At 39.4% G+C, this 22,053-nt stretch carries 17 protein-coding genes; 6 read left to right on the forward strand and 11 right to left on the reverse strand.

Annotated features, from left to right (window positions below):
- Positions 1 to 15: 15 nt before the first annotated feature.
- The 6 genes from ABD930_RS18525 to ABD930_RS18550 form a co-directional block, all read right to left on the reverse strand.
- Positions 16 to 1,128 carry a hybrid sensor histidine kinase/response regulator gene (locus ABD930_RS18525; RefSeq protein WP_345234054.1) on the reverse strand — a complete coding sequence of 371 codons (1,113 nt, stop codon included), beginning with the start codon at positions 1,126 to 1,128 and terminating at the stop codon, positions 16 to 18.
- Positions 1,129 to 1,538: 410 nt separating this feature from the next.
- Positions 1,539 to 1,865: a hypothetical protein gene (locus ABD930_RS18530; protein WP_345234056.1), complete on the reverse strand. Its 327-nt coding sequence runs from the start codon at positions 1,863 to 1,865 to the stop codon at positions 1,539 to 1,541.
- Positions 1,866 to 1,947: 82 nt separating this feature from the next.
- Positions 1,948 to 2,598: a ligase-associated DNA damage response endonuclease PdeM gene (pdeM, locus tag ABD930_RS18535; RefSeq protein ID WP_345234058.1), complete on the reverse strand. Its 651-nt coding sequence runs from the start codon at positions 2,596 to 2,598 to the stop codon at positions 1,948 to 1,950.
- Positions 2,595 to 5,018 (reverse strand): ligase-associated DNA damage response DEXH box helicase, encoded by a 2,424-nt coding sequence (locus tag ABD930_RS18540; RefSeq protein ID WP_345234060.1) that lies wholly within the window; start codon positions 5,016 to 5,018, stop codon positions 2,595 to 2,597. Before ABD930_RS18540 ends, pdeM begins: the two co-directional genes overlap by 4 nt.
- A 144-nt stretch (positions 5,019 to 5,162) precedes the next feature.
- Positions 5,163 to 6,746, reverse strand: a complete 1,584-nt coding sequence (locus ABD930_RS18545; protein ID WP_345234062.1) for an ATP-dependent DNA ligase — start codon at positions 6,744 to 6,746, stop codon at positions 5,163 to 5,165.
- Positions 6,730 to 7,746, reverse strand: a complete 1,017-nt coding sequence (locus ABD930_RS18550; RefSeq protein WP_345234063.1) for a ligase-associated DNA damage response exonuclease — start codon at positions 7,744 to 7,746, stop codon at positions 6,730 to 6,732. The genes ABD930_RS18545 and ABD930_RS18550 overlap by 17 nt, the downstream gene beginning before the upstream one ends.
- A 151-nt stretch (positions 7,747 to 7,897) precedes the next feature.
- Between ABD930_RS18550 and dapF the strand changes: the two genes are divergently transcribed.
- The 5 genes from dapF (at position 7,898) to ABD930_RS18570 (ending at position 15,368) form a co-directional block, all read left to right on the forward strand.
- A complete protein-coding gene (gene dapF / locus ABD930_RS18555; RefSeq protein WP_345234064.1) occupies positions 7,898 to 8,683 on the forward strand; it encodes a diaminopimelate epimerase in 786 nt (261 codons plus the stop codon).
- 506 nt (positions 8,684 to 9,189) lie between these two features.
- The gene (locus ABD930_RS18560) at positions 9,190 to 12,342 is read left to right on the forward strand and encodes a SusC/RagA family TonB-linked outer membrane protein (protein WP_345234066.1); all 3,153 of its coding nucleotides are present in this window, start codon (positions 9,190 to 9,192) and stop codon (positions 12,340 to 12,342) included.
- Between the two features lie 56 nt (positions 12,343 to 12,398).
- On the forward strand, positions 12,399 to 13,802 hold the full coding sequence (locus tag ABD930_RS18565; protein WP_345234068.1) for a SusD/RagB family nutrient-binding outer membrane lipoprotein: 1,404 nt from the start codon (positions 12,399 to 12,401) through the stop codon (positions 13,800 to 13,802).
- A gap of 203 nt (positions 13,803 to 14,005) precedes the next feature.
- On the forward strand, positions 14,006 to 14,470 hold the full coding sequence (locus ABD930_RS21925) for a hypothetical protein (protein WP_425571143.1): 465 nt from the start codon (positions 14,006 to 14,008) through the stop codon (positions 14,468 to 14,470).
- Positions 14,471 to 14,630: 160 nt separating this feature from the next.
- On the forward strand, positions 14,631 to 15,368 hold the full coding sequence (locus tag ABD930_RS18570; RefSeq protein WP_345234070.1) for a LytR/AlgR family response regulator transcription factor: 738 nt from the start codon (positions 14,631 to 14,633) through the stop codon (positions 15,366 to 15,368).
- A gap of 29 nt (positions 15,369 to 15,397) precedes the next feature.
- Here the strand turns inward: ABD930_RS18570 and ABD930_RS18575 are convergent, their stop codons facing one another.
- On the reverse strand, positions 15,398 to 15,547 hold the full coding sequence (locus ABD930_RS18575) for a hypothetical protein (RefSeq protein WP_345234072.1): 150 nt from the start codon (positions 15,545 to 15,547) through the stop codon (positions 15,398 to 15,400).
- A 79-nt stretch (positions 15,548 to 15,626) separates the two neighbouring features.
- Between ABD930_RS18575 and ABD930_RS18580 the strand changes: the two genes are divergently transcribed.
- On the forward strand, positions 15,627 to 16,757 hold the full coding sequence (locus ABD930_RS18580) for a sensor histidine kinase (protein ID WP_345234074.1): 1,131 nt from the start codon (positions 15,627 to 15,629) through the stop codon (positions 16,755 to 16,757).
- Here ABD930_RS18580 and ABD930_RS18585 read toward each other — a convergent pair.
- The 4 genes from ABD930_RS18585 to ABD930_RS18600 all read right to left on the reverse strand — a co-directional run bounded on the left by ABD930_RS18585 (position 16,693) and on the right by ABD930_RS18600 (position 22,023).
- A complete protein-coding gene (locus ABD930_RS18585) occupies positions 16,693 to 19,503 on the reverse strand; it encodes a lantibiotic dehydratase (protein ID WP_345234077.1) in 2,811 nt (936 codons plus the stop codon). The two genes, ABD930_RS18580 and ABD930_RS18585, sit on opposite strands and share 65 nt — an antisense overlap.
- A 173-nt stretch (positions 19,504 to 19,676) precedes the next feature.
- Positions 19,677 to 20,903 (reverse strand): DUF4097 family beta strand repeat-containing protein, encoded by a 1,227-nt coding sequence (locus ABD930_RS18590; protein WP_345234079.1) that lies wholly within the window; start codon positions 20,901 to 20,903, stop codon positions 19,677 to 19,679.
- A complete protein-coding gene (locus ABD930_RS18595; RefSeq protein WP_345234081.1) occupies positions 20,890 to 21,435 on the reverse strand; it encodes a hypothetical protein in 546 nt (181 codons plus the stop codon). The genes ABD930_RS18590 and ABD930_RS18595 overlap by 14 nt, the downstream gene beginning before the upstream one ends.
- 39 nt (positions 21,436 to 21,474) lie before the next feature.
- Positions 21,475 to 22,023 (reverse strand): RNA polymerase sigma factor, encoded by a 549-nt coding sequence (locus ABD930_RS18600; protein WP_345234084.1) that lies wholly within the window; start codon positions 22,021 to 22,023, stop codon positions 21,475 to 21,477.
- Positions 22,024 to 22,053 lie beyond the last annotated feature (30 nt).

Genomic DNA, 22,053 nt, shown 5'->3' on the forward strand with positions numbered 1-22,053 from the left:
GGCTCCCTAATAGGATTACTTGTTTATGGGTAATTCAAAATAAAAGAACGAACCGTTGTTTACTTCGCTTTCTACGCCATACACTCCCTTATGGCGTTCGATGATCTCCCTACAGATATATAGTCCCATACCTAAGCCTTGAAATTTATAAGACGATTCTTCGACCCGATAAAACTTATTAAATAGTTGATCCAACTTGTCTTTCGGAATCCCAATGCCAAAATCCCGTACACCAATTTTTACTTTATTGTCTGAAAGCACTTCACTAACGACGTGGATTTCTTCAGAGTTCGGGGCATATTTTATGGCATTCGTCAGATAGTTGATCAATACTTGCTCCAAACGCATTTCGTCACCATAAATTAATGTATCTTGATTTCCTATTCGTTTAAACACATGCCTTGGATGCATTTGACTAATGTTTTCAATAGTATTGTTGATGAGCTTTTCGACGGAGATATACTGAAAGTTGAATTTCATTTTACCGCTTTCAATTTTGGAAATATCTAAAAGATCATCGATCAGATCACGTAGTTTGTCTAATTGTGCGCTTGTTTTAGCCAAATAGTTGGTGAGTTTCTCATTGTTCTTCGTTTCAGGTAAGCGTTCCAACAATTGTAAATAACCCCTAACGCTTGTAAGAGGTGTTTTTAATTCATGGCTGGCGATACTGATAAATTCATCTTTCTTATTTTCCAATTGTTTGCGATGTTCTATTTCCTGTTTAAGCTTTTCTTGCATCTCATGCATCGCTTTGGCCTGCTCCGATAAACGATAAAAGGTCTTTACTTTGAGTAGTAATATATCTGGATCAAAGGGTTTAGTAAGATAGTCAATTCCCCCGGTCTCATATCCTTTGGTAATAAAGCGTTTTTCTGTATTTACAGCTGAAAGGAAAATAATGGGTGTATCTACCGCTTTACTATAGCCGGAAATAAGTTCAGCAACTTCAAAACCATCCATTCCTGGCATTTGCACATCCAGTATAATCAGTGCGTAGGTGGTTTTAAAAACCTTTTTTAATGCTTCTTCGCCAGAAGATGCGGTGTCTACCTTGAAATGATTAGCTTCTAAGAACTTCTGTAAAGAAATCAGGTTCTCTTGCTTGTCATCAACAATTAGTATCATGTTGGGATGTGCTCGTTTAATATTTTGTTGACTGATTCGTTTAATTATCTGTCACGCCCTATTTTGAACATAAGTGCAAAAGCAAGGTCGTCTAGTTTAATAGCTTGTTATAACACAAGTTTAGCGAATTTTTTAAGATAAGCAAAGGTTGGCATAAGTTTTAAGAGGCATGGGGCATAGGGTGTACGTTTTAGGTTATTTGTTAGCAGTATCAAGACACCTTTTGAGTTGTGCGTTACCCGTTATGCGTTACGAGTTTTGCATCAAGATTTTTTTAGTAGTAGCAGCCCTTTTAGTTGCAATAGCAGTAGCAAGCGGCACTTCTTGTTTTGTTCGCTATTAGACTGCTACTGCCTTTGCACGTGCTGCTTATAGCCTATAGCTTACAGCCTGCTGCTTTTTACTTTGAATTATAAAATCAAAATCAACACTAAAATAATGATAATAATAGCACCAACGGATAGATAAACCCCTCCACTACCAAGAGCGCGAGCACGCTTATTCATTTCTCTTAGTTCTTTCTTTAAGGCCTTTCGCTCAACCTTGGTTAACTTAGACTTATCCATCGCCTTAATTTCCTCTACCCTGTTTTTCATCTCACTGATCTGTCGGGCAGCTTCTTCTTCAGAAACTTCTATTTTCTTTGGGTGTTTCTTAGAAGCTGCATGTGCAGGGGGAGCGCTGAATGTAAACGCAAGCATTAGTACAGTTAATAAGGCATAAATTTTTGCTTTCATAAGTTTTAATTTAATGTTACGTAAATGTTTGGTATATAATTTATACGTTTTTACAAACCAATGAGGGGATGCTTTTGTTTTCTTAAATTTCTTTTACCACTTTTCCTGTTACCACGAATTGTTGTCCGTCGCCTTTAGGTAATAGAAAGGTACCTGTCAGACTGCCAAACGCAGGCAACAAAAAATAAGGGTATTGAAAGTGAAAACAAGGAAGTTTAAGCGACTGTTTTCCTAAACCCTTCAGACTGGCCGCTGGATGGATATGTCCGGCCATATTGAGCATTCCATAGGGAATATTGTCCAGTGGCGCATGAGAAAAGATCATCTTGTCTTCTATTAAGCTTTCTTTATACGTTAACAAATTTGCCTGATCATAGTGTGTAGGAGAAAGGATGTCGTGATTGCCCAGAATGAGTATAAGGTTAAGCCATGGGTAGCAGTTCACGAATTCCAGAAAGTATTGCCATGATGCATTAGCAATGCTGTGAAACAGATCACCCAAAAAAATAATTCGGTTAGGATTGTATTTTACGATGAGGTGATGTAATGTTTTATAATCACGTTGGGTACCTGCCGATGAAGGGATAATGATGCCTGATTTCCTAAAGTGCGCCGCTTTTCCGAGGTGAACATCTGCAATGACTAAGGTATGGGTATGAGGCAAAAAGACACATTTTTCTACCAATAAATAAACAGTTATACCATTCAGCTGAATAGGAAGGTAATCCATCATTCTAATTGTGCAATAATTTTAGTTAAGCGATCTTCCAGCGCTTCATTGCTAAAGCGTTCGCGGAAAGACTCTGCAAATATAGGAAAAGCAAAAGGGGTAAGTCGTGTTGTATGTTTGATGACAATTTCTTGTGTGGATATGCGCTTAAATGCAGCTTGTAACCGTGCATAGTCCAATTGAAAATCGAACACTTCGTCATAAGCTTCCTTCAGTAGTAGATTATCTGGTTCGTATTCTTCAAATACCTTGAAGAAAAGTCCTGAATTAGCCTGCAAATGCTTGGTTTTGATTTTTCGTCCAGGATAACCTTGAAAGACCAGTCCAGCAATACCGGCAATATCGCGAAATCTTTTTCTAGCCATTTCGGTCATATTGACGCTTTGTTGGACATCTTGGCTAAGCTGGTATGTAGTCAGTAAGCCTTGCTCGATCGCTTCCTCAATAAAAACTTCCTGATCGCTTAATAATTCAAAGCCATAATCATTTAACGCTACTGAAAAGGTATAGGCCTTTGTTTTTCCTAAGCGATGGGCAATTAATGCAGCCATTCCTTCGTGTACAAACTTTCCTTCAAAAGGATAAAAAAAGAGGTGAAAGCCCTCTTTAGTTTGCGTTTTTTCGATAACGAGCCTATTGCCATTAGGTAGTGCACTTCGTTTTTCTTGCTCTTGAAACAGTGGGGCTAAGAATAACATCTCCGGTTCCTGAGGAAGGGATTGATCCTGCCATTGATTCAGCATATGGCGGATAGCAATTGACAAATGGGTGGATAGGGGAAGGCGTCCGCCCATCCAGGAGGGAACCAAGCCCTTCTTTTTAGTCGATATTTTAACAATGGCCCGTAAATCTTTTACTCGCAATAATTCTAGGTTTTTGCCTGCAAACCAAAACGTATCGCCTGTTTTCAAACGAGAAATAAACCACTCTTCAATGCTGCCGATGTATTTTCCACTTAAATAATGCACACTCATCATGGTGTCGCTTACAATGGCGCCGATGCTTAGCCGATGCTGCATGGCTATTTTTCGGCTTACGACCTTATAAAGCCCGTCTTCCACCATAACTTTATGGAATTCATCATAAGCATCCAGCGTTTTCCCCCCTTGGGTAATTAACAATAGACATTGACGGAATTCAGCCGGTGTGATGGAAGCAAAGCAGTGTGTTTGCAGGATTTCAGGATAAATTTCCTGCGGTTTAAAGCCATCGCCAACAGCAAGTGTTACCAGATATTGAATGAGCACATCAAAGGAACGAATGTAGGGAATTCTGTTTTCCATGAGTTTATGCTGTTCTGCATAGCGTAAGGCAGCTCCCTCCATAATTTCTAAGGAATGGGTTGGGACAAACCAAATGTTGCTGGTTGCTCCCGGCTGATGTCCGCTGCGCCCTGCGCGTTGTAGAAAACGGGCAATACCCTTAGCCGAACCCACTTGAATAACGGTATCTACCGGGCGAAAGTCGACGCCTAGGTCGAGGCTGCTGGTACAGACTACCGCTTTTAACGTACCCTTATGCAGACCTTCTTCTACCCATTGCCGGATTTCTTCACTCAAAGAGCCGTGGTGTAAAGCGAGGATACCTGCCAAATCAGGTTGCAGTTTTAGTAGCTCTTGGTACCATATTTCCGCTTGTGAACGTGTATTGGTAAAAATTAAGGTTGTGCCACTTTGATTAATGATATCCAATACTTTGGTGGCCAGATGAATCCCAAGATGGCCGCCCCAAGGGAATTTTTCTAATACATCCGGTAATACCGTTGTAATTTGTGTTTTTTTAGGTAGGTTGGCTCGAATAACAAGGCCATTATGCTGGCCCCCCAGTAAGATTTGCTTCGCTTCCTCTAGATTACCGATAGTAGCAGAAATTCCCCAGATTTGGAGTTTTGGATTAAGATGCTTTAATCGGGATAAAGCCAATTCGGTAAGTACACCGCGTTTACTTCCCAATAGTTCGTGCCATTCGTCTACAACGATAAATTGGATTTGTTTTAATCGGTTGGATGCACCCTTTTGTGCCAGCATCAGGTGAATACTTTCGGGTGTAGTAATGAGTACATCAGGATGCTCCAGCAGTTGCCTTTTCCGCTCTTTAAGCGAGGTATCCCCTGTGCGTAAAGCAATGTCCAATTGTAAATCGAGGTCTTCATTTACCCGGTTTAGGGCCAATACAATTTCTTGGGATAAGGAGCGTAAAGGAGTTATCCATAGGCAGAAAACGCCATGGCTTGCCTTTTTAGGATGTTTTTGACGATAAGCTACCAACTGTTCTACTATCCCAAACCAGAGGGCATAGGTTTTTCCATATCCCGTTGGTGCATTTAACAGGCCCGATTCACCGTCAATAACGGCTGCCCAGGTTTCCCGCTGGAATTGATGGGGTTTCCAATGCTTTTGTTTAAACCATTTTTCCGCTAGCATGTTTTTAGAGTTGTGTGTTGCCAGTTGCGCGTTGCCCCTCCATACACCTTATCCCTCATACCTTATTTAGTTAATCGTTGTTCGTACGTCCATAGCCCTACACCCTACACCCTACACCTCATACCTTAAACGTATTACTTAAAACTAAAGCAACGCTAATAAATCTGCCTTCGTATTGGCTTCCTTTGCTGCTTTATCACGCCTCCAGCGAACAATTCTGGGAAAACGCAAGGCAATACCAGATTTATGCCTTGGCGATGCACTAATGCCTTCAAATGCCAATTCAAATACTAAAGTAGGGGTAACGCTACGTACAGGCCCAAATTTATCTAAGGTATGCCGTTTAATCCAGGCATCGACTTCCAACAGTTCCTTATCTGTCAATCCAGAATAAGCTTTGGCAAAAGGTACCAGTTCATCTCCATCCCAAACAGCAAACGTATAATCCGTATATAAATTAGCCCTTCTGCCATGCCCTCGTTGACCATAAATGAGTACACCATCAATGGTGTAAGGATCTATTTTCCATTTCCACCAATTCCCCCGTCTTCGTCCGGCTTCATAGATGCTATTTTTTCGTTTAAGCATAACCCCTTCACAGCGGTAATCATGTGCTTTATTTTTTTCTTCTTCTACATCATTCCATGTTTGGCAGGCAACGCGTGGTGAAATCATCAATGGTACATGGGCCAAGGATCTTTCCGTCAACAACGTTTCCAGTAAATGCCTCCTTTCAATTAGCGGTACGTTTCGGATATCTTTCCCCTCGTATTCCAGCAAATCATAGCAGATCATTGCTAATGGTGCGGTCTCTAGAATTTTTTTGTTCAATTGTTTTCGTCCTATTCGGGTTTGCATGATGACGAAGGACAATACCTGTCCATCTTTATAAGGAAGGATCTCTCCATCGATAACTGTTCCATCCGGCAGTAATTGTTTTAAGGGATGGAATTCAGGAAATTTATCGGTTAATAGATCTTCTCCGCGGCTCCAAATATAAAGATGGCCGTTTCGAACAATCAATTGGCCTCGAATGCCATCAAATTTACGTTCAATGAGCCAATCCGCTATATCCCCTAAACTTTCAGGAGCTTTCTCTAACGGATACGCTAGAAAAAAGGGATAAGGTTCAAAACTTTTTTCTTGCAAGAGATCATCGATCAGCAATTGTTGTATGGGAATGGTTGTAGGATGCCAATTACCCATTAGCCGATGCGCTAGTTCATTTTCACTTTTATCATACGTTTGTGCGAGTGCTTTAATGACGAGTTGTTTAGATACCCCCATTCTAAAATTTCCGGTGATCAGTTTATTAAATATAAATCGTTCTTCGGTAGGGGTTTCCATCCAACGTTCTTTGATTGCGTGTAGCACCTCTTCATCTGTCAAGGCGCTGAAGCTGGCTAGAAAAGCCATTGTTTGACTTAAAGAATAGGCTTTTTCTGTCCTAGGTTGCGGTAAACAAAGCGCAATCGTTTCGGCCAGATCGCCTACCACATGATAGGATTCCTCAAATAACCAAGTGGGGAGCTGTGCCAGTTCAATAGCCGCCTGACGAAGCAAAGCGGTTTTAATAAAGCGGCCTGTCGACTTTCCGATGAGCAAATAAATGCACCACAGTGCATCTGCTGGTGCTGTCTGGTTAAAATAAACAACTAAGGCATTAACCTTAGCGTTGGTAGAGGTGGTGCGATCGACTTGCTGGAAAAGTTCATTCAAGGCCTTCATCCTTTTCCTCCTCTAATAATAGGTCATCTTCATATAACGTATCTACTTCCATTGCGTTGAGTGCATAATTTTCACGTAACCATTTCGCGTAGGTAGCTTTGTATCCATGTGTAACGTAAATATTCTCTGCTCCAGTTGCGGTAATCGCTTCGTTAAGCTGGTTCCAATCGGCATGATCGGATAATACAAATCCTCGGTTAACATTTCTGCGTCGTCTTGCACCGCGGAGTTGCATCCAGCCACTGCAATAGGCTAACGCATAAGGAGCGAACTTTTTGATCCAGGATGATCCCAGTGCACTGGGAGGCATAATAACGATATACGACGCCTTTTGTTCCCGGATAGCTTCGGCCGATGCGTAAGTAACTGGATGTAGATTATGCCCAGCTTGAATAAGCTTGGCCTGGATATTAGCAATAGCACCATGGGCATAAAGGGGTAAGCCTGCTTCGGAAGCGATCTCGATTAAGCGTTGTGCCTTACCTAAGGAATAACCGATGAGCAGCGAATTGAGCTGCCGTTGGCGGTTTTCGTCGATCCATTGCAAAATGTCTTGCTTAGCTAAGGATGCCGATGGGAATCGATATATCGGCAGACCAAACGTAGATTCCGTAACAAAATGCTGGCAACGTATAGGCTCGAAAGGGATAGCAATCCCATCATTTTCCAATTTATAATCCCCAGAAACAACCCATGTTTCTCCTTTATACGTTAATTTGACTTGGGCGGATCCTATAATATGCCCAGCGGGATGAAGGGAAATGGTCACCCCATTGATTGTTAACGGTTCTGCGTAAGAGAGGCCTTGAACAGAGGTGTTCTCGCCCAATCGTAATTTTAAAAGGGGAACACTGTCGGTATGGCAAAGGTACTGCTTACTGCCAAAACGCGCGTGATCTGCATGCGCATGGGTAATGATGGCTTTATCAACCGGTTTCCAGGGGTCGATATAAAGATCGGCCCTTGCACAATAAATCCCTATGTCGTTAAAGGTTAACATTTGTTGTGAAGCAATTTTAGAGGGTATTTTCTAAAAACCCTCATACATCCAATATGAATGGTAGTGGACTTTTTAGATATATACAACAGTAAGAAAGGAAAGATGTTTGGTGCTAAAAAGCTATCTTTGCAAAGAGAACAATCTTAACATCATGCATTTTTTCAAATATCAGGGCGCAGGAAATGATTTCATTTTAATTGATAACCGTACGCATTTTTTTGATTCCCAGAACACAGCTTTAGTTGCCGAATTATGCGATAGACGCTTTGGTATCGGAGCGGATGGCTTGATGTTACTGCAAACACATGCCGATTATGATTTTGAAATGGTCTATTACAATGCAGATGGTCGTATCGGCAGTATGTGTGGTAATGGAGGAAGATGTATTGTCGCATTTGCCAAGCACCTAGGTTTGGTAGAACAGAAAACAAATTTCCTTGCCGTAGATGGAGTGCATGAAGCCACGTTAAATGCCCAGGGTGATTGGGTAAGCCTGAAGATGATCGATGTAAACAGTATCAGCCGGGATGGAGATGCCTTTGTCCTTAATACGGGTTCTCCCCATTATGTTAAGGTCGCTCATGATTTGGATCAGCTAGAAGTATATCAAGAAGGGAAGTCCATTCGTTATGCGCCAGCGTATGCTCAAGAAGGCATCAATGTCAATTTTGTAGAACCTTTAGCCGAAGGTTATGCTGTGCGTACTTATGAGCGTGGGGTGGAGGATGAGACCTTGGCCTGTGGAACGGGCGTTACAGCAGTAGCTTTGGCCATGGCTTTCGACAAAAAAATGATGGGAGATATCATGACGCCTATTAAGGCTAAAGGAGGAGATTTAACCATCCGCTTTTCCCAATCATCAGCGGGTGTTTTCAACGATATTTATTTGGAAGGGCCGGCAAATTTGGTTTTTGAAGGAACTATAAACCGGAATTGACACTAGTTATCGTTGATTTTATTTGATTTGTTATCAATTCTTTTTATGGGAAGCCCTATTGAATTGGATTTTTGTAACAAGTCCAAACTATTTTAACATATTTTAACAAAAAACTTGCAAAATATTTTCAAATGCGTAGCTTTGCCTTTGAATAATAAATAGTTAAGATAAACCATACATCTAGAAATATTTGAAGGAAGTTTATACCACACACTGCTATCACAAAAAAATAAAAAATAGTGTAGTCTGCCTTGCCGCTAATGTGGAACTTTTCTCCCTAGTTTCTTTACGTAAAAGTATGGGTAAATGGGTTGTATGTTGAACTATTGTTTGCTTGCTTATCATTCTTTTACTAGTCGTACACACCATCAATTGGGAGGGTACACATTGGTTATTAAACCGGGCGAGTAGCTCTTACTTGCCTTATCTTTACAAGTTACATTTAATATAAGTGTTGTCAATTTATATTTTAATCAATTTAATTTTTAACCACTAAACACAAACACATGAAACAAAAACTACTAAGTCTTTTTCTGATGTGTACTTTGCTCTTCGGAGCTGCGTATGCACAGGAGAGAAGGATTAGCGGTAAAGTGACCGATGAAAAGGGAGAGGCTTTACCCGGTGTATCTGTCACTGTCGTAGGAACAACAGTTGGCACACAGACAGATAGTAATGGTACTTATGCTTTAAATGTTCCAAATGGGGCAACTTCAATTAGCATTTCTTATATCGGATTTATTACCAAGGTAGAGGAAATCCAATCGAGAGATAATATAAACGTTGTACTGGCAGAGAACACAGCCCAACTTGATGAAGTTGTTGTTACTGCATTGGGAATTTCTAGGGAAGCAAAATCTATTGGATATGCGTCGTCAACAATAAAATCAGAAGAATTGACCAAGGCCCGAGAAAGCAATGTGTTGAACTCTTTAGCTGGTAAAGCTCCAGGAGTTAGAATTAATTCTCAATCGGGTACACTGGGAGGATCCTCCAAAATTGTTATCCGAGGTATCAATTCACTCGACGCTTCAGGAAACAATGTATTATTTGTGATCGATGGGATGACTATATCAAATTCAACTTCAGCTGGTGGTACTACATCGAACAATGTGGATTATGGTAATAGGTTAGGGGATTTAAGTGCCGATGACATAGAAAGTATGACAGTTCTGAAAGGTGCTGCGGCAACTGCATTATATGGATCTAGAGCGAGAGATGGTGCTGTAATTATAACGACTAAACGTGGTGTAAGAGGCTCTAAAACTTCTGTCTCTGTTAACTCTTCGGTAAGGTTTGAAAATCCGCTTATTCTTCCGGACTTTCAAAATGACTATGCTCAAGGTACTTATAATGAGGATACTAAAAAATATGAGTATAGTTTGAAATATTTGAATGGATGGGGACCAAAAATTTCAGATGTAGCCGATCAGAAATTCACGGATTTTACCGGTGACGAAGTAACATTACAAGCGTATCCAAATAACGTAAAAGATTTTTTTGATACAGGAGTTTCTTATTTTAATAATATTGCTTTTTCAGGTGGAGATGACAAGTCAGACTATCGGCTTGGACTTAGTGCCGTTAATGAAAAAGGTATTATACCAGAATCTAACTTGAAGAAATATAATTTTACTGTTAATGCTGGTAGGAATTTTAGCGACAAGTTATCTTCAAGGTTTTCGGCAGGTTACACAAGGATTGATGCAGAAGGTCGCCCTGCACAGAGTTCTAATAATACAAATATTATAACTTCTGCTGTATATGGGCTTCCACGGGTATTAGACATTAATAAAGTGAAAAATAATTTTGAAGATCCAGAAACAGGTTCGCAAATATTTATAGGGACAGACAAAACTGCAAATAATCCCTACTGGATTTTAAATTATAATAAAAATAACAATGTGGTTGATCGTTTTATTGGTTCTTATAACCTCACCTATAAACCGTTGGAATGGTTGACGATAGCGGATAATTTAGGAGGAGATATATATACAGATAAACGTACTTCTTTTACAAGAAAAGGTACGGCAGGTGTGACTAATGGAAGATTTACGAACACAAACCTCTGGTCCCGTGAAATCAACAATGATTTTATGGTGACTATCGATCAAGATCATTTGGTTGAGGACTTTAAATTTAAATTAATTTTAGGACACAATATTAATGATCGGCAAACGAGTAGCGACAACGTTGATGCTGCAGATCTCACGATTGATCAACTCTATAACTATACCAACGCTGCCAGCAAAACTCCGACATTAGGGTTCTCAAAAAGAAGGCTAGTTGGTGTATATGGAGATTTGGGAATGAGTTACAAGGAAATATTATTTCTTAATGTAACAGGACGTAACGATTGGTTTTCAACATTGCCAAAAGCAAGTAATTCATACTTTTACCCTTCCGTTAGCGGTAGTTTCATTTTTTCTGAGCTATTAAAAGATAATGGCTTTGATTGGTTAAGCTACGGTAAGGTTCGTGCGAGCTGGGCATCTGTAGGGAGTGATTTAACTGCCTATAATCTGGATTATCAATATTCACCTGTTTCAACGGTATTTTTACAATATGTGAGCTCTTCTGCAAATATATTTCCTATTGGCAATATAACGACAGCTTTTACGGGTCCTCGGATTTTACCAAATGACCAACTAAAACCTCAAAGGCAATTTTCTCATGAATTTGGTGCTGATTTGAAATTTTTAGATAATCGGATTGGATTAGATTTTACATATTATAATACAATAACAAAAGATAATTTAATTCCAATTGATGTTGCTATCTCAACGGGATATTTTTCTAAATATGTCAATGCTGGCTCCATAAGAAATACAGGTTTCGAAGTGGCACTGAACTTAGTGCCTGTAAGAACAACTGATTTCTCATGGTCAATTACTGGAAATTTCTCCCGAAATAAGCAAAGAGTAGTTGAGCTGATAGAGGGGGTGAACCTATATAGCGTTGCTAGCGGATGGAGTGGATTACAAATCCAAGCAGAAGTCGGTGAATCCCTAGGATTATATGGTACAGCCTTTTTACGGGACGAAGCGACAGGGCAGTATTTAATCGATGGCGAAAGTGGACTTAAAATAGCTGGTGATGTAAAACGTTTTGGAAGTATTTATCCGGATTGGATGTTAGGGATTAATAATGAGTTTAGGTATAAAGGGTTTACACTAAGCGGATTAATTGATATCCGTCATGGTGGAGTCTTTTATTCAGGGACAGTATCTGATTTAAGGGCGTCTGGTATGGCATTCGAAACAGGTGGAGATAGAACACCAATCGTTGATAAAGGGTTAGTTGAGCAAGGTGATGGAAGTTTAGTAGAAAATACAACGCCTGTTAAGAGCATGCAAGATTATTGGGGAAATCAAGCGAAAAGTGATAATACAGAAGGTAATGTTTTCGATGCGTCATACGTTAAATTAAGAGAAGTAATGTTATCTTATTCACTTCCTGCGAAGTTATTCAAGCGTAATATTATAAAAGGCGCTCAGATTGGCTTAGAAGCAAGAAACGTTTGGCTGATTAAAAGTCATGTACCTCACGTTGATCCAGAGTTAAATTTCTTTGGAGCAGGTAGTGTTGGAGAAGGTGTTGAATTTAATAGTATGCCTTCAACGCGATCAATTGGATTTAACGTTCGTTTGTCGTTTTAAATTTTGAAATAATGAAAAGTAAAAATAAAATTATAGTAGGAGTCTTTATAGCCCTTATGGGATTGGCATCTTGTAGTAAATATCTAGATATTAATAAGAGCCCGCTGACTGCAACAGAAGTTGAACCGAAACTATTATTTGGATATGCAATTACTGCTTGGGACGCAAATAAAAATAGTGGAGACAGCTGGTTGCCTATTTCATTATTTACACAAAACATAGCTAGTGGTGGGGACTATGGCTGGGGTAAGGAAAACGTTTATAGTTTGGGTCCTTACATGCTTGGAAATACCTGGAAGGTGTATTATAGTACAGCTGGAAATAATTTAAAACAAGCAATAGCAATAGCGGAAACTTCTGAGCCAGTGAACAACAATGCCGCTGCACAATGTAAGATCGTCTTAGCACAGCTGATGTACGAAGCGACAACACTATATGGGGACGTTCCATTTTCGGAAGCATGGGATGCGGTGAATTTCCCTTATCCAAAATACGATCCACAAAAGGATGTTTTCGAAGGAGTTTTAGGCTTATTGGATGAGGCTAAAGGACAAATAGATCCGAATAATGACTTAAAAATTAGTGACTACGATGTATATTATCATGGGGATATGGACGCATGGACTGCTTTGGCTAATTCGATTAAATTGAAGGTCTTAATGACGATGGTTGACAAGGATCCGACAAAAGCAGAAGATATTGGAGAACTAGTTTCCAATCCATCTACGTTAATCTCTTCAGCGGAAGAGGCATGGGTTCATCCTTATTTTGATAAAACAGACAACGAGAATCCTAAATATAGACTTTTGAAGGAGTACACTAATGGAGAAAATCAATGGTTCTTTGCAAACACGAATGTGTTTAAGTTTATGGAACCACACAATGATCCCCGCATTCCCCAATTTTTTGATAAAGGGCCGAAAGCTACTGGCTATAAAGCCGTAGAATCAGAGGTCTTAGCGGATGAAACAACCTCGTTAATCAGCGCATATCTGTATCGAAAAGATGCACCTTCTCCCATTTTAACTTATCAAGAGACTTTGTTCTTTGAAGCTGAAGCGTATGCTCGGGGATTAGGAGTTGCAAAGAATCTTTCGACTGCACAAGACTTGTTTAAAAGAGGTGTAGAAGCTGCAATGAATTTTTATGAAGCAGATCCTTCGGGAATTCAAACTTATTTGGCAAATGAACTTCCCGATCTAGCTACTAGTGCAGATCCGGTTAAAGAAATACATATTCAGCAGTGGATTGATTTAATGGATCGCCCTACTGAAGCATTTACGCAATGGAGACGCTCTGGTCCTGAAGGTAGTGAAATACCTGAGTTAAAAAGACCTTCAGGTGCAACCTCAGGTCCGTTAATTAGGCGTTTAACACTTTCTCCGGATGAGATAAGTGCTAATCCGAGTATTCCTAGTCCACTTCCTAGGTACACTGATAAAGTTTGGTTTGACGAATAAAATTGTTCTCAAAAGAGGATAGTATTATAAATTAGTTGGGCTCTTTTCTGTTAATTGTAAAGCCTTAAAAATACAACCAATTATAGCTGTATTTTTAAGGCTTTTTTATATGATTGCTTTGCAAATCAAAGAAATGGGACAGTTAAGAGAATTAATATAACACGTAACGCGCCATCTTTGAATATCGAGGGTAGTAATAGTTTTTGTGCTCAGCAAGTTATGCTGTTAATAATTTACCCAGCGGAGCGACGATAGCTTGGAACATAACATGTCATAGGGCTATATCAGGTTCATCCAATCAAAATACTGTTAATGTTATTGGCACTGGGAATGCTGCCGTATTAAAAGCTATTATCACCGGTCCCTGTATAGGAAATATAACTCTGACAAAAACCATATATTCTGGGGCACCAACTGCCGGCGTATTAACTGCTGAAACAGGTGCTAGTTGGGGTGTTAATAGGATCCATGCGTCTATTGATAATGTACAAAATGCTACATCATATAATTGGTATCTAGACGGGGAACTTCGTTCTGTGCATGGTAAAACAATTAATTTTCTCGTAGAAGACTGTAATGTGGAGCACACGGTAGAAGTAGAAGCTGTAAATTCGTGTGGGACATCAGCACGTTTTTTTAGAAAGGTAGTATCTTGGTGTGGCTATTAGGAAAATCATAGTGATCTTTTATCATTTGTCTCCTTTACGATGACAATTTCCAAATGTTCCTATAGCCCCCGCATAAATAACTTAATCTCGTTGTTAGCGTGAAGCATAATTTGCGTTTCGTCCATAAAAATGTTAAATTAGCTTTCAACTACGTATGCATATGCCCTATTCATGTATTATAATCGACGATGAACCTGATGCTGTTGAGATATTGACGGATTATATTCAGCAGATGCCGGAATTAAAACTGACTAATAGTTATGTAGATCCAGTTGTAGCGATGGCCGAAATTAATCAAAGTTCCGGTGTGGATTTTATTTTTATGGATATTGATATGCCCCGCATTTCAGGTATTGATCTGTCGAAATCTATCCGGGATAAATGTAACCGCTTGGTTTTTACCACGGCACATACCAAATATGCGTTTGAAGCCTTTGAAGTCGAAGCCGATGCTTATTTATTAAAACCCTTTACATTTGCTAAATTTGCTTTAACAGTAAATAAATTAATTAAAGTAGTGATAGCACCAACGGCAAAACAGGCCGCACAGAAACATTTCTATGTAAAGACAACAGAAGAGCGAAATCGATTTGTTCGGGTATATATCCCAGATATCATCGCTGTGGAGAGTGTCAAGAATTATATTAAGATTTATACAACTACTGATGAAATTGTGACTTACCTTACTTTGAAGGAAATCAAGGAAAAACTTAATGAAACGGCTAACTTTATTCAAGTTCATCGGTCATTTATTATATCAACCGATCATATTGAGAAAATTGAGGGAAGTTTAGTGAAATTACCTAAAGAAATGTTGATTCCCATAGGAACATTTTTTAAAGATGCTTTTTTTGAGTATTTGAATAAACATACCATAAAGACTGGCCGTATGAATTGACCAGCCTTTAAACCAACCAACTAAAACTATTATTTTAAACCGCCGCCGATAGTTAAAGTAACTGTCCACCATGTAGGATCTCCCTGACCTTCCGTCGTTGGACGCACGCCTTGTGGGCTGCCATTTTTTTTGTTCCCGAACAAAAAAACAGTCTTTTTTTTAATCGCTATTTTTTTCATAGTTTTCTTTTAAAATTCCTAGTTCTTAACTTAGTAAGCAAAATATTTACACAGAAGGCCTTCTAGCTTACACGAAAAGATGAAAATTGACCATATCAATCTCAAAATCCTCAGAACACACGCCATTGTATGGTCGTCATTCATACTATATGAAACCTTAATTACTTGGGTTGCTAGACAGGGATTGCCTCCATTGAAGGATTTTTTAACCTTTTATACCCTTAATATTTGTTTATTTTATGCACACGCGCATCTTCTACTAACGAACATTCTTGTTAGAAGAAAATTATGGGCATGGTTATTACTACCTATTGGTATCGTCGTGGAAATCTTAATATATTTGGTCCTCATGATGTTTGTGATTCATGTCTTGTATGGATGGCTGGGCATTAGCATCGAACCAATTGATTGGCAGAATCGGATGAATATCATTAAACCGATTTGGCGCACACTCTATTTTATAGGATTCTCTACTGGCTATTATTTTCTCATCACGTATTTAAAAGAAAAAGAACGTACTACAGCATTAGAACGGCAGCGTCTGCACCAGATTATTGGGCAGCAAAAGATGGAACAAGAATTGGGGAAGGCACAAAATGCTTATTTGCGAGCGCAAATTAATCCCCATTTTCTTTTTAATACCTTGAACTTTATCTATAACAAGACGCGTAAATCTTCTCCTATCGCCGCTGATGCCATCTTAACCTTATCAGCGATGATGCGTTATGCCGTGGAAAGTAGTGAAGAAAAGGGGTATATTCTCATTGAAGAAGAGATCGATCAAGTGCATCACTTAATCCATTTACATAAACTTCGCCAAAACCATCAGCTCTACCTCACTGTAGAGGTGCAAGATAATGTACGTAAACTGCGGATTATGCCACTTATGCTCATCACATTGACGGAAAATATATTTAAACATGGAAATCTGTCATTAGTGCACCATCCGGCACAATTAAAGATTTATACACAAAATCATACACTGTTTATCGAAACGGATAATCTTATTAATGCCATCCATAATAGCGAAGGACTGCATAAAGGATTGGAGAATATCGCTAAACGACTAAAACACAATTACGGTGACGAGGCTCATTTTAGCTACGAAACGGATGCTAGAAAACATTTTAAAACACAGGTGCAGATTAAATTGGATGTTTTGACCCCTTTTGCTCCGCAAGTAACCACTTTAAATAATATTGATAAATAATCGCTTCATGCATACGTTGATCCACAACAAATAATCGATTAACGTGCATGTGTATGAAATCCCCTATGTATTGAAATTGCTTTGCTTGCTCAAATCCGTTTAATAAATTGACGATGGATTGCAATGTTCGCTGATAGTGGTTTTCCATTATTGTTGAAAGGGGCTGATCGGACTGTTGAATAAAGACTAAAAAGGCTCGATTAATACTTTTGAAAGATGGTATACCAAAGCGATGCTCCTGGGCAAAGTGATCGGCTGTTTGTTTAATGAAGGCCAACCAGAATGATCTTTCAAATATCAATTGTGTCGACAAATCTGTTAATAAACGAATAACGAGGCGATAGACGTTGTTGCTATCCAATGCCTGTTGAATAATCGATAAACTGTAGCGACTTTCAACAGCGAAACATTTTTCTACCGTTTCTATTTCCGTTATACCATACCGTTCAGTTTCCCGATAATAGGGCTTTAGTTGGATGGCTGCTATTAGGCCGGATCTTAACTCGTCTTCGATAAACTGATTGAAGGTGCTGATCAATAAATCCAACGATGCTTGCTGCCTCAATTGGATACGTAAACGAATATGGTAATCGGGAATTGGATAACGGATAAAAAACCATTGTTTGATAGACTTACTCATCTGCTTAAGGTAAGGTCTAATCAACTGCGTTAAAATATGATTGCTCCGGGACGGATCACAATAGATTTCATAGTATAACCAATCTTGGCCAGGAAGTACAATAGACTTATTGCTTTGCTCAAATGGTATAGGTTTCGTGTTTATGGGTTGATATATGGACTCCGAGTGGTATAGACTGATTAGCTGTTGCGCTAAATAGGGTTTGCCGTATTCATCGTTAATAGGTGGCACTTTGGGTATAAAGGCTTCTGTCAGATATAAGTCTTTCTTGCCTTTGCAGTACAACAAAAAGGATTCAAGGTCTTCATCACTAAAGCGATTAAACCATAATACTTGATCGTGATAGCCGCATTTAAAATATGCAGAAACGTTTTGTGCGTCAAGCCAGTCTTTTAGTTGCCTTAGGGAGTCCGTTAAATCTTGCTGCTCCAGATGAGTAGGCACTTTCCACATTTGCGGGGAACAAATTAAGTTTTTATAGGTTAGCCTGGGATAATAGTCTAGACCTGGTAATAGGGCTTTTAAATGGAGGTTTAAACTGGTTTGGATACCCTGGTGCTGTAGATCACATAAAAAGCGATATAATGATAAATCGGATCGACTGTAATTGTAGGCGGTTGTTAGACGGGGTATAAGCCGCTTGCCATACCGTTTGGAGCGCAACAGGATTTGATCGTTCCTTACGCTAACGAGTATTTCTTGCAAACTAAGGGTTTCCTTACTGCCTGGCCAAGAGAGTATCGGTAATTCGTAGGTATAGATTGCTTTCCTACGGTTAATGTTATCGATTTTTTTCTCTGCCTGATAGGCAATATCGAAGAACAGACAACCGGGATTAGCGGTTTGTTCTAGGTTGGCGATCGACCGGCATTGTTCTAATATCGCTTGGTCAGCATGGGTAAACCGACCCAATAAACCCGTTGCTGTGCATCCACCTGCATGTTCTAGTATGACAAACTCATCGCTTAATTGAATCAATGCATGGAAGGTATTGGGTAAGGGTGGGGAAGGATGCTGCGTTTTGGGATGCTGTTTTAATCTTTCTAGGTTGATTTCTTCCCGTGTAATTGCGCTGTTTAGAAGAAGTTGAAGTAGGGGAGTATAGGGGAGGTGTGGAGTTATTTCGTCGGGGATTTGGGCATTTTTCAATGTTTCAATTAAACCATCGGTCTGAGGCGATGAAGCAAGGTTGTTGTACCCTACACCCAATTCCGGATCTAGTGCGATAAGCAAAGGCACTTCTTTATACTCAAATTTTTGCTGAAATTTTTGTTTAAAGAGTTGTAACGCTGCTTGTTGATGCTGCGGCAAATAATCCTTTATCAATTGTATAGCTTCTGGAATTACTTTTAAAGTGTTTATCGGTAGATGGCCTCTTAGGTGCTGCCGTGTAGACAAGGCATAAAAAGCATGTTCCTTCGGCATACCCTGTATTCGCTGAAAATAATCGGTACCAATGATATTGGGATGAAGGTCAGTTAGCAATAACTGGATAGCAATAAGTTGGATGAGGATATCTTCGATAACGGTGTGATCCAATTGATAATGGTGAATCAAGCGATCGATCACCTGTTGCTTAGCCAGTGCTCGATGGCAAAGATGAAGGGTGAATTCAATAATTTCTTGTTTTTCAATGGCGGATATTTCAAATTGATTGTCTGCTGTCAGACTAATATAGCGTAGTTGCCTACCGCAGGTATAGAAAGAGGTATTTGCTAGGAAAAAACGTGCTTTATGATAGATTTCAGTGGTGTTTTTCAAAAATATATCTTTTTGTTGCCAATCTACAAAATTCTTAAGCGAGGGCTTGCCTGTTAAAATCAGCGTGTCTTCTTGGTTATTTAGTGGTACTAAACTAACCGATCCGAAAGCACCAAATGGCGTAGAACGGAATCTCGCGCGATTGAAATATTTCCAACAAGCATATTTTATTTTTGGTGGTAAATGTTCTAGCTCGTCAGATTTAACGTCTTTAATAAGCGCGTAAAAATCCTCTGAAGAGATTTGGACCGCTTTCTTGAGCGCCTCCCATTGATCTTGTAATGTATCCTGATACGAAAAAAGAGGAGTTCTGCAAAGCGCAGTTGACAGCAATTTCAGGTTCATGAGGACAGCGTTTTTTATTAGACGCTATGTTTCCCCAATGGTTACAAAAATGCATCTTAAGTTTAGTCAACTGCTATAACCTTTAAAGCAACGACATCCTTAGTTAACTAAGACAATAGCGTTTTATGGTTTTATACCGCGGGTGTCTCCTGAGACACCCGCTACTATATAGCTTAATCAAACGTTATGGAACCATAGTCAGAATTGATCGTGACGCGATTGGCAGATGTCTTATCTCCATAATAGCCTGTATAGCTTTTGTGTAGTTTGGGGCCGCGACTGGCGGGATCTGGCTCTTCCTTGGTCACCGTAGATTTTCCGGGATTAAAATCACAATAACTTACCTCAACCTGATACATAAAACGAGCCACGGGATCGATATGGATATTACTGCTCGAATAAGCGGTGTTTAGTGTAAAATTGCGGATACTTTTTCCCAGCCCTACCTTAAAGCCACCTGAATATTCCATTTTGATTTTACCACTACCTGTGATGGTTCCAATGTTGCTATTTCCGCAATAGGCAATTGACAAGTCTAGGTTGTTTACTTCATCCAGTGCTAATTTTCCATACTCAAAACGAAGCGCGGCATTCTTTATAGCGCTAATTTTTGCTTGTAAATATCCGGCCTTAATTGTCGTTTCGTTACCGCTTAGTCTTCCGGCAGTTAAATTTCCATATGAAACAGTTAAATCGACATTTCCGGTTAAATCTGGCAAAAGAACATCTCCGTATGCATTCTCAATAGAAAGTTGGTTGCCTGATGGGAGATAAATGCTATAATTTACCTGTACGCCACGATTCTTTCCACTAACAATAGCACTCCACCAATTGGATTTTCCTTGACCAATTTGTGTGGTTAAGGAAATATTATTTGCAGATTTAGTTTCATCAATAACAACACTATTTAGAAGATCTTGAGCCTTTGAACCATCCGCATCTACGGCACGAACAGTAATGTCTACCCGAATTTCATTTTTTGTCCACGTTTTTACTTCAACCTTACCGTAGCGATTATTGATGGCTAAGGGTGTATTCTTGGAGATAATATAGACTTTTTGGATCGTTCTGGATTGATCCATGGTATTGGTTTCGATATCTGTTTGAAAGGAACTGTCGGTCTGTTCTACATCACAATTAGTCCATTGATTTACTAATTTTTCTGCGTCAACTTTAGAAGCGAGTGCAATTGCTTTTGCGTTGCTTACAATGGCGCGTGTATCGATGGCTTTTAACTCATTTGTTAGCTGGTTACTTAGTTTTGACAGTCCGCCAGTCAGCTGCTTTACCTCTTTTTTTAAGGGTTTTAAGTTGCCCTTATCTTGTGCTAAAGCGAGATGAGTAAGGCCTAGCAAAATAATAGTTATTGCGCTTAATTTAAATCTTTTATAGCTGTTCATAACGGACTCTCTTTTCTTCTTGGTGGACGCTATTCAAAATAGCCAACTGCTGGTTTAATACTTCAATCTGCATTTTTAGGTTGTTAATCATCGCCTCTAATGTACGTTCTTGGTTCGGGCTTTGAATCAATTCTATCTTTAACTGCTTATAATTGGCTTGCATTTTGTCAATCACGGTGGAGAATTCTTGATAAAGCTTAGGATTATTTGCAGACATTGCAGATAAGGTGTCTAACTTCTCATGTATCAAAGAAGCATAAGCAACCTGCTGTTTGGCTAAATCTGGATTAATGCGGCTATAGTTATTCCGGCTGCTTACCTGACTTTGATAGACTAAAATGCCTGCTGTACAGACTAATAGAAGCATTGCGGCAATAGAGGCGATACTTCTTATGAAGAGGCTTTTTTTCTTCCGCTTAATTAAAGCCTCTCCATCGAACGTGCGTGCAATGTTCTCCCAAACTTCTTGGGGAGGGGTGGCTTGATCAAATGCCTTTCGATTGGCTGAGATAAATTTTTCTATGGACTCCATCTTTTTCTCTTTTCTTTTCCTACGATTGGTTGTTCTTGTCTAGTTTTGGATCAATTCGAGTAATTTGCGCTTCGCTCTTAGGAATTGTGTACGGGAAGTATTTTCACTAATTTTTAAAATATGCGCTATTTCCTCATGGTCATACACCTCCAACAGATAGAGGCTTAAAACAATTCGATAACCGTCAGGTAATTGGTCGATTGCCCTTTTAATTTGTTCTACTTTGAATAGTAGCGAGTTCTCTTCCTCTGGGTCTTGACTCATATCTGCATAACGATCATTTTGGTCATCAATAGATTCGAAAATAACTTTTCTTTTTCTTAACGCTGATAAGGATTTATTCACTACAATTTGTTTCATCCATAACCCAAAAGTGCTTTCTTCCCTGAAACTTTCCAGCCGCTTAAAAGCATCAACAAAGGCTTCCTGCAAGACATCAGCGGCTTCATCGGCATCGCTAACAATGCGCAAAGCCGTATTATACATGGCTTTAGCATAAAGCTTGTATAACTTAAATTGCGCTTGTCTATCGCCTCTTTTACAATCGGCAATCAGTTGCTCTTGCGAATGACTGTACCTTAATTCCAACGGATCCGTACGTTTTTTGATTAATAGACG

The organism is Olivibacter ginsenosidimutans, assembly GCF_039542865.1.
GTDB lineage: Bacteria > Bacteroidota > Bacteroidia > Sphingobacteriales > Sphingobacteriaceae > Olivibacter > Olivibacter ginsenosidimutans.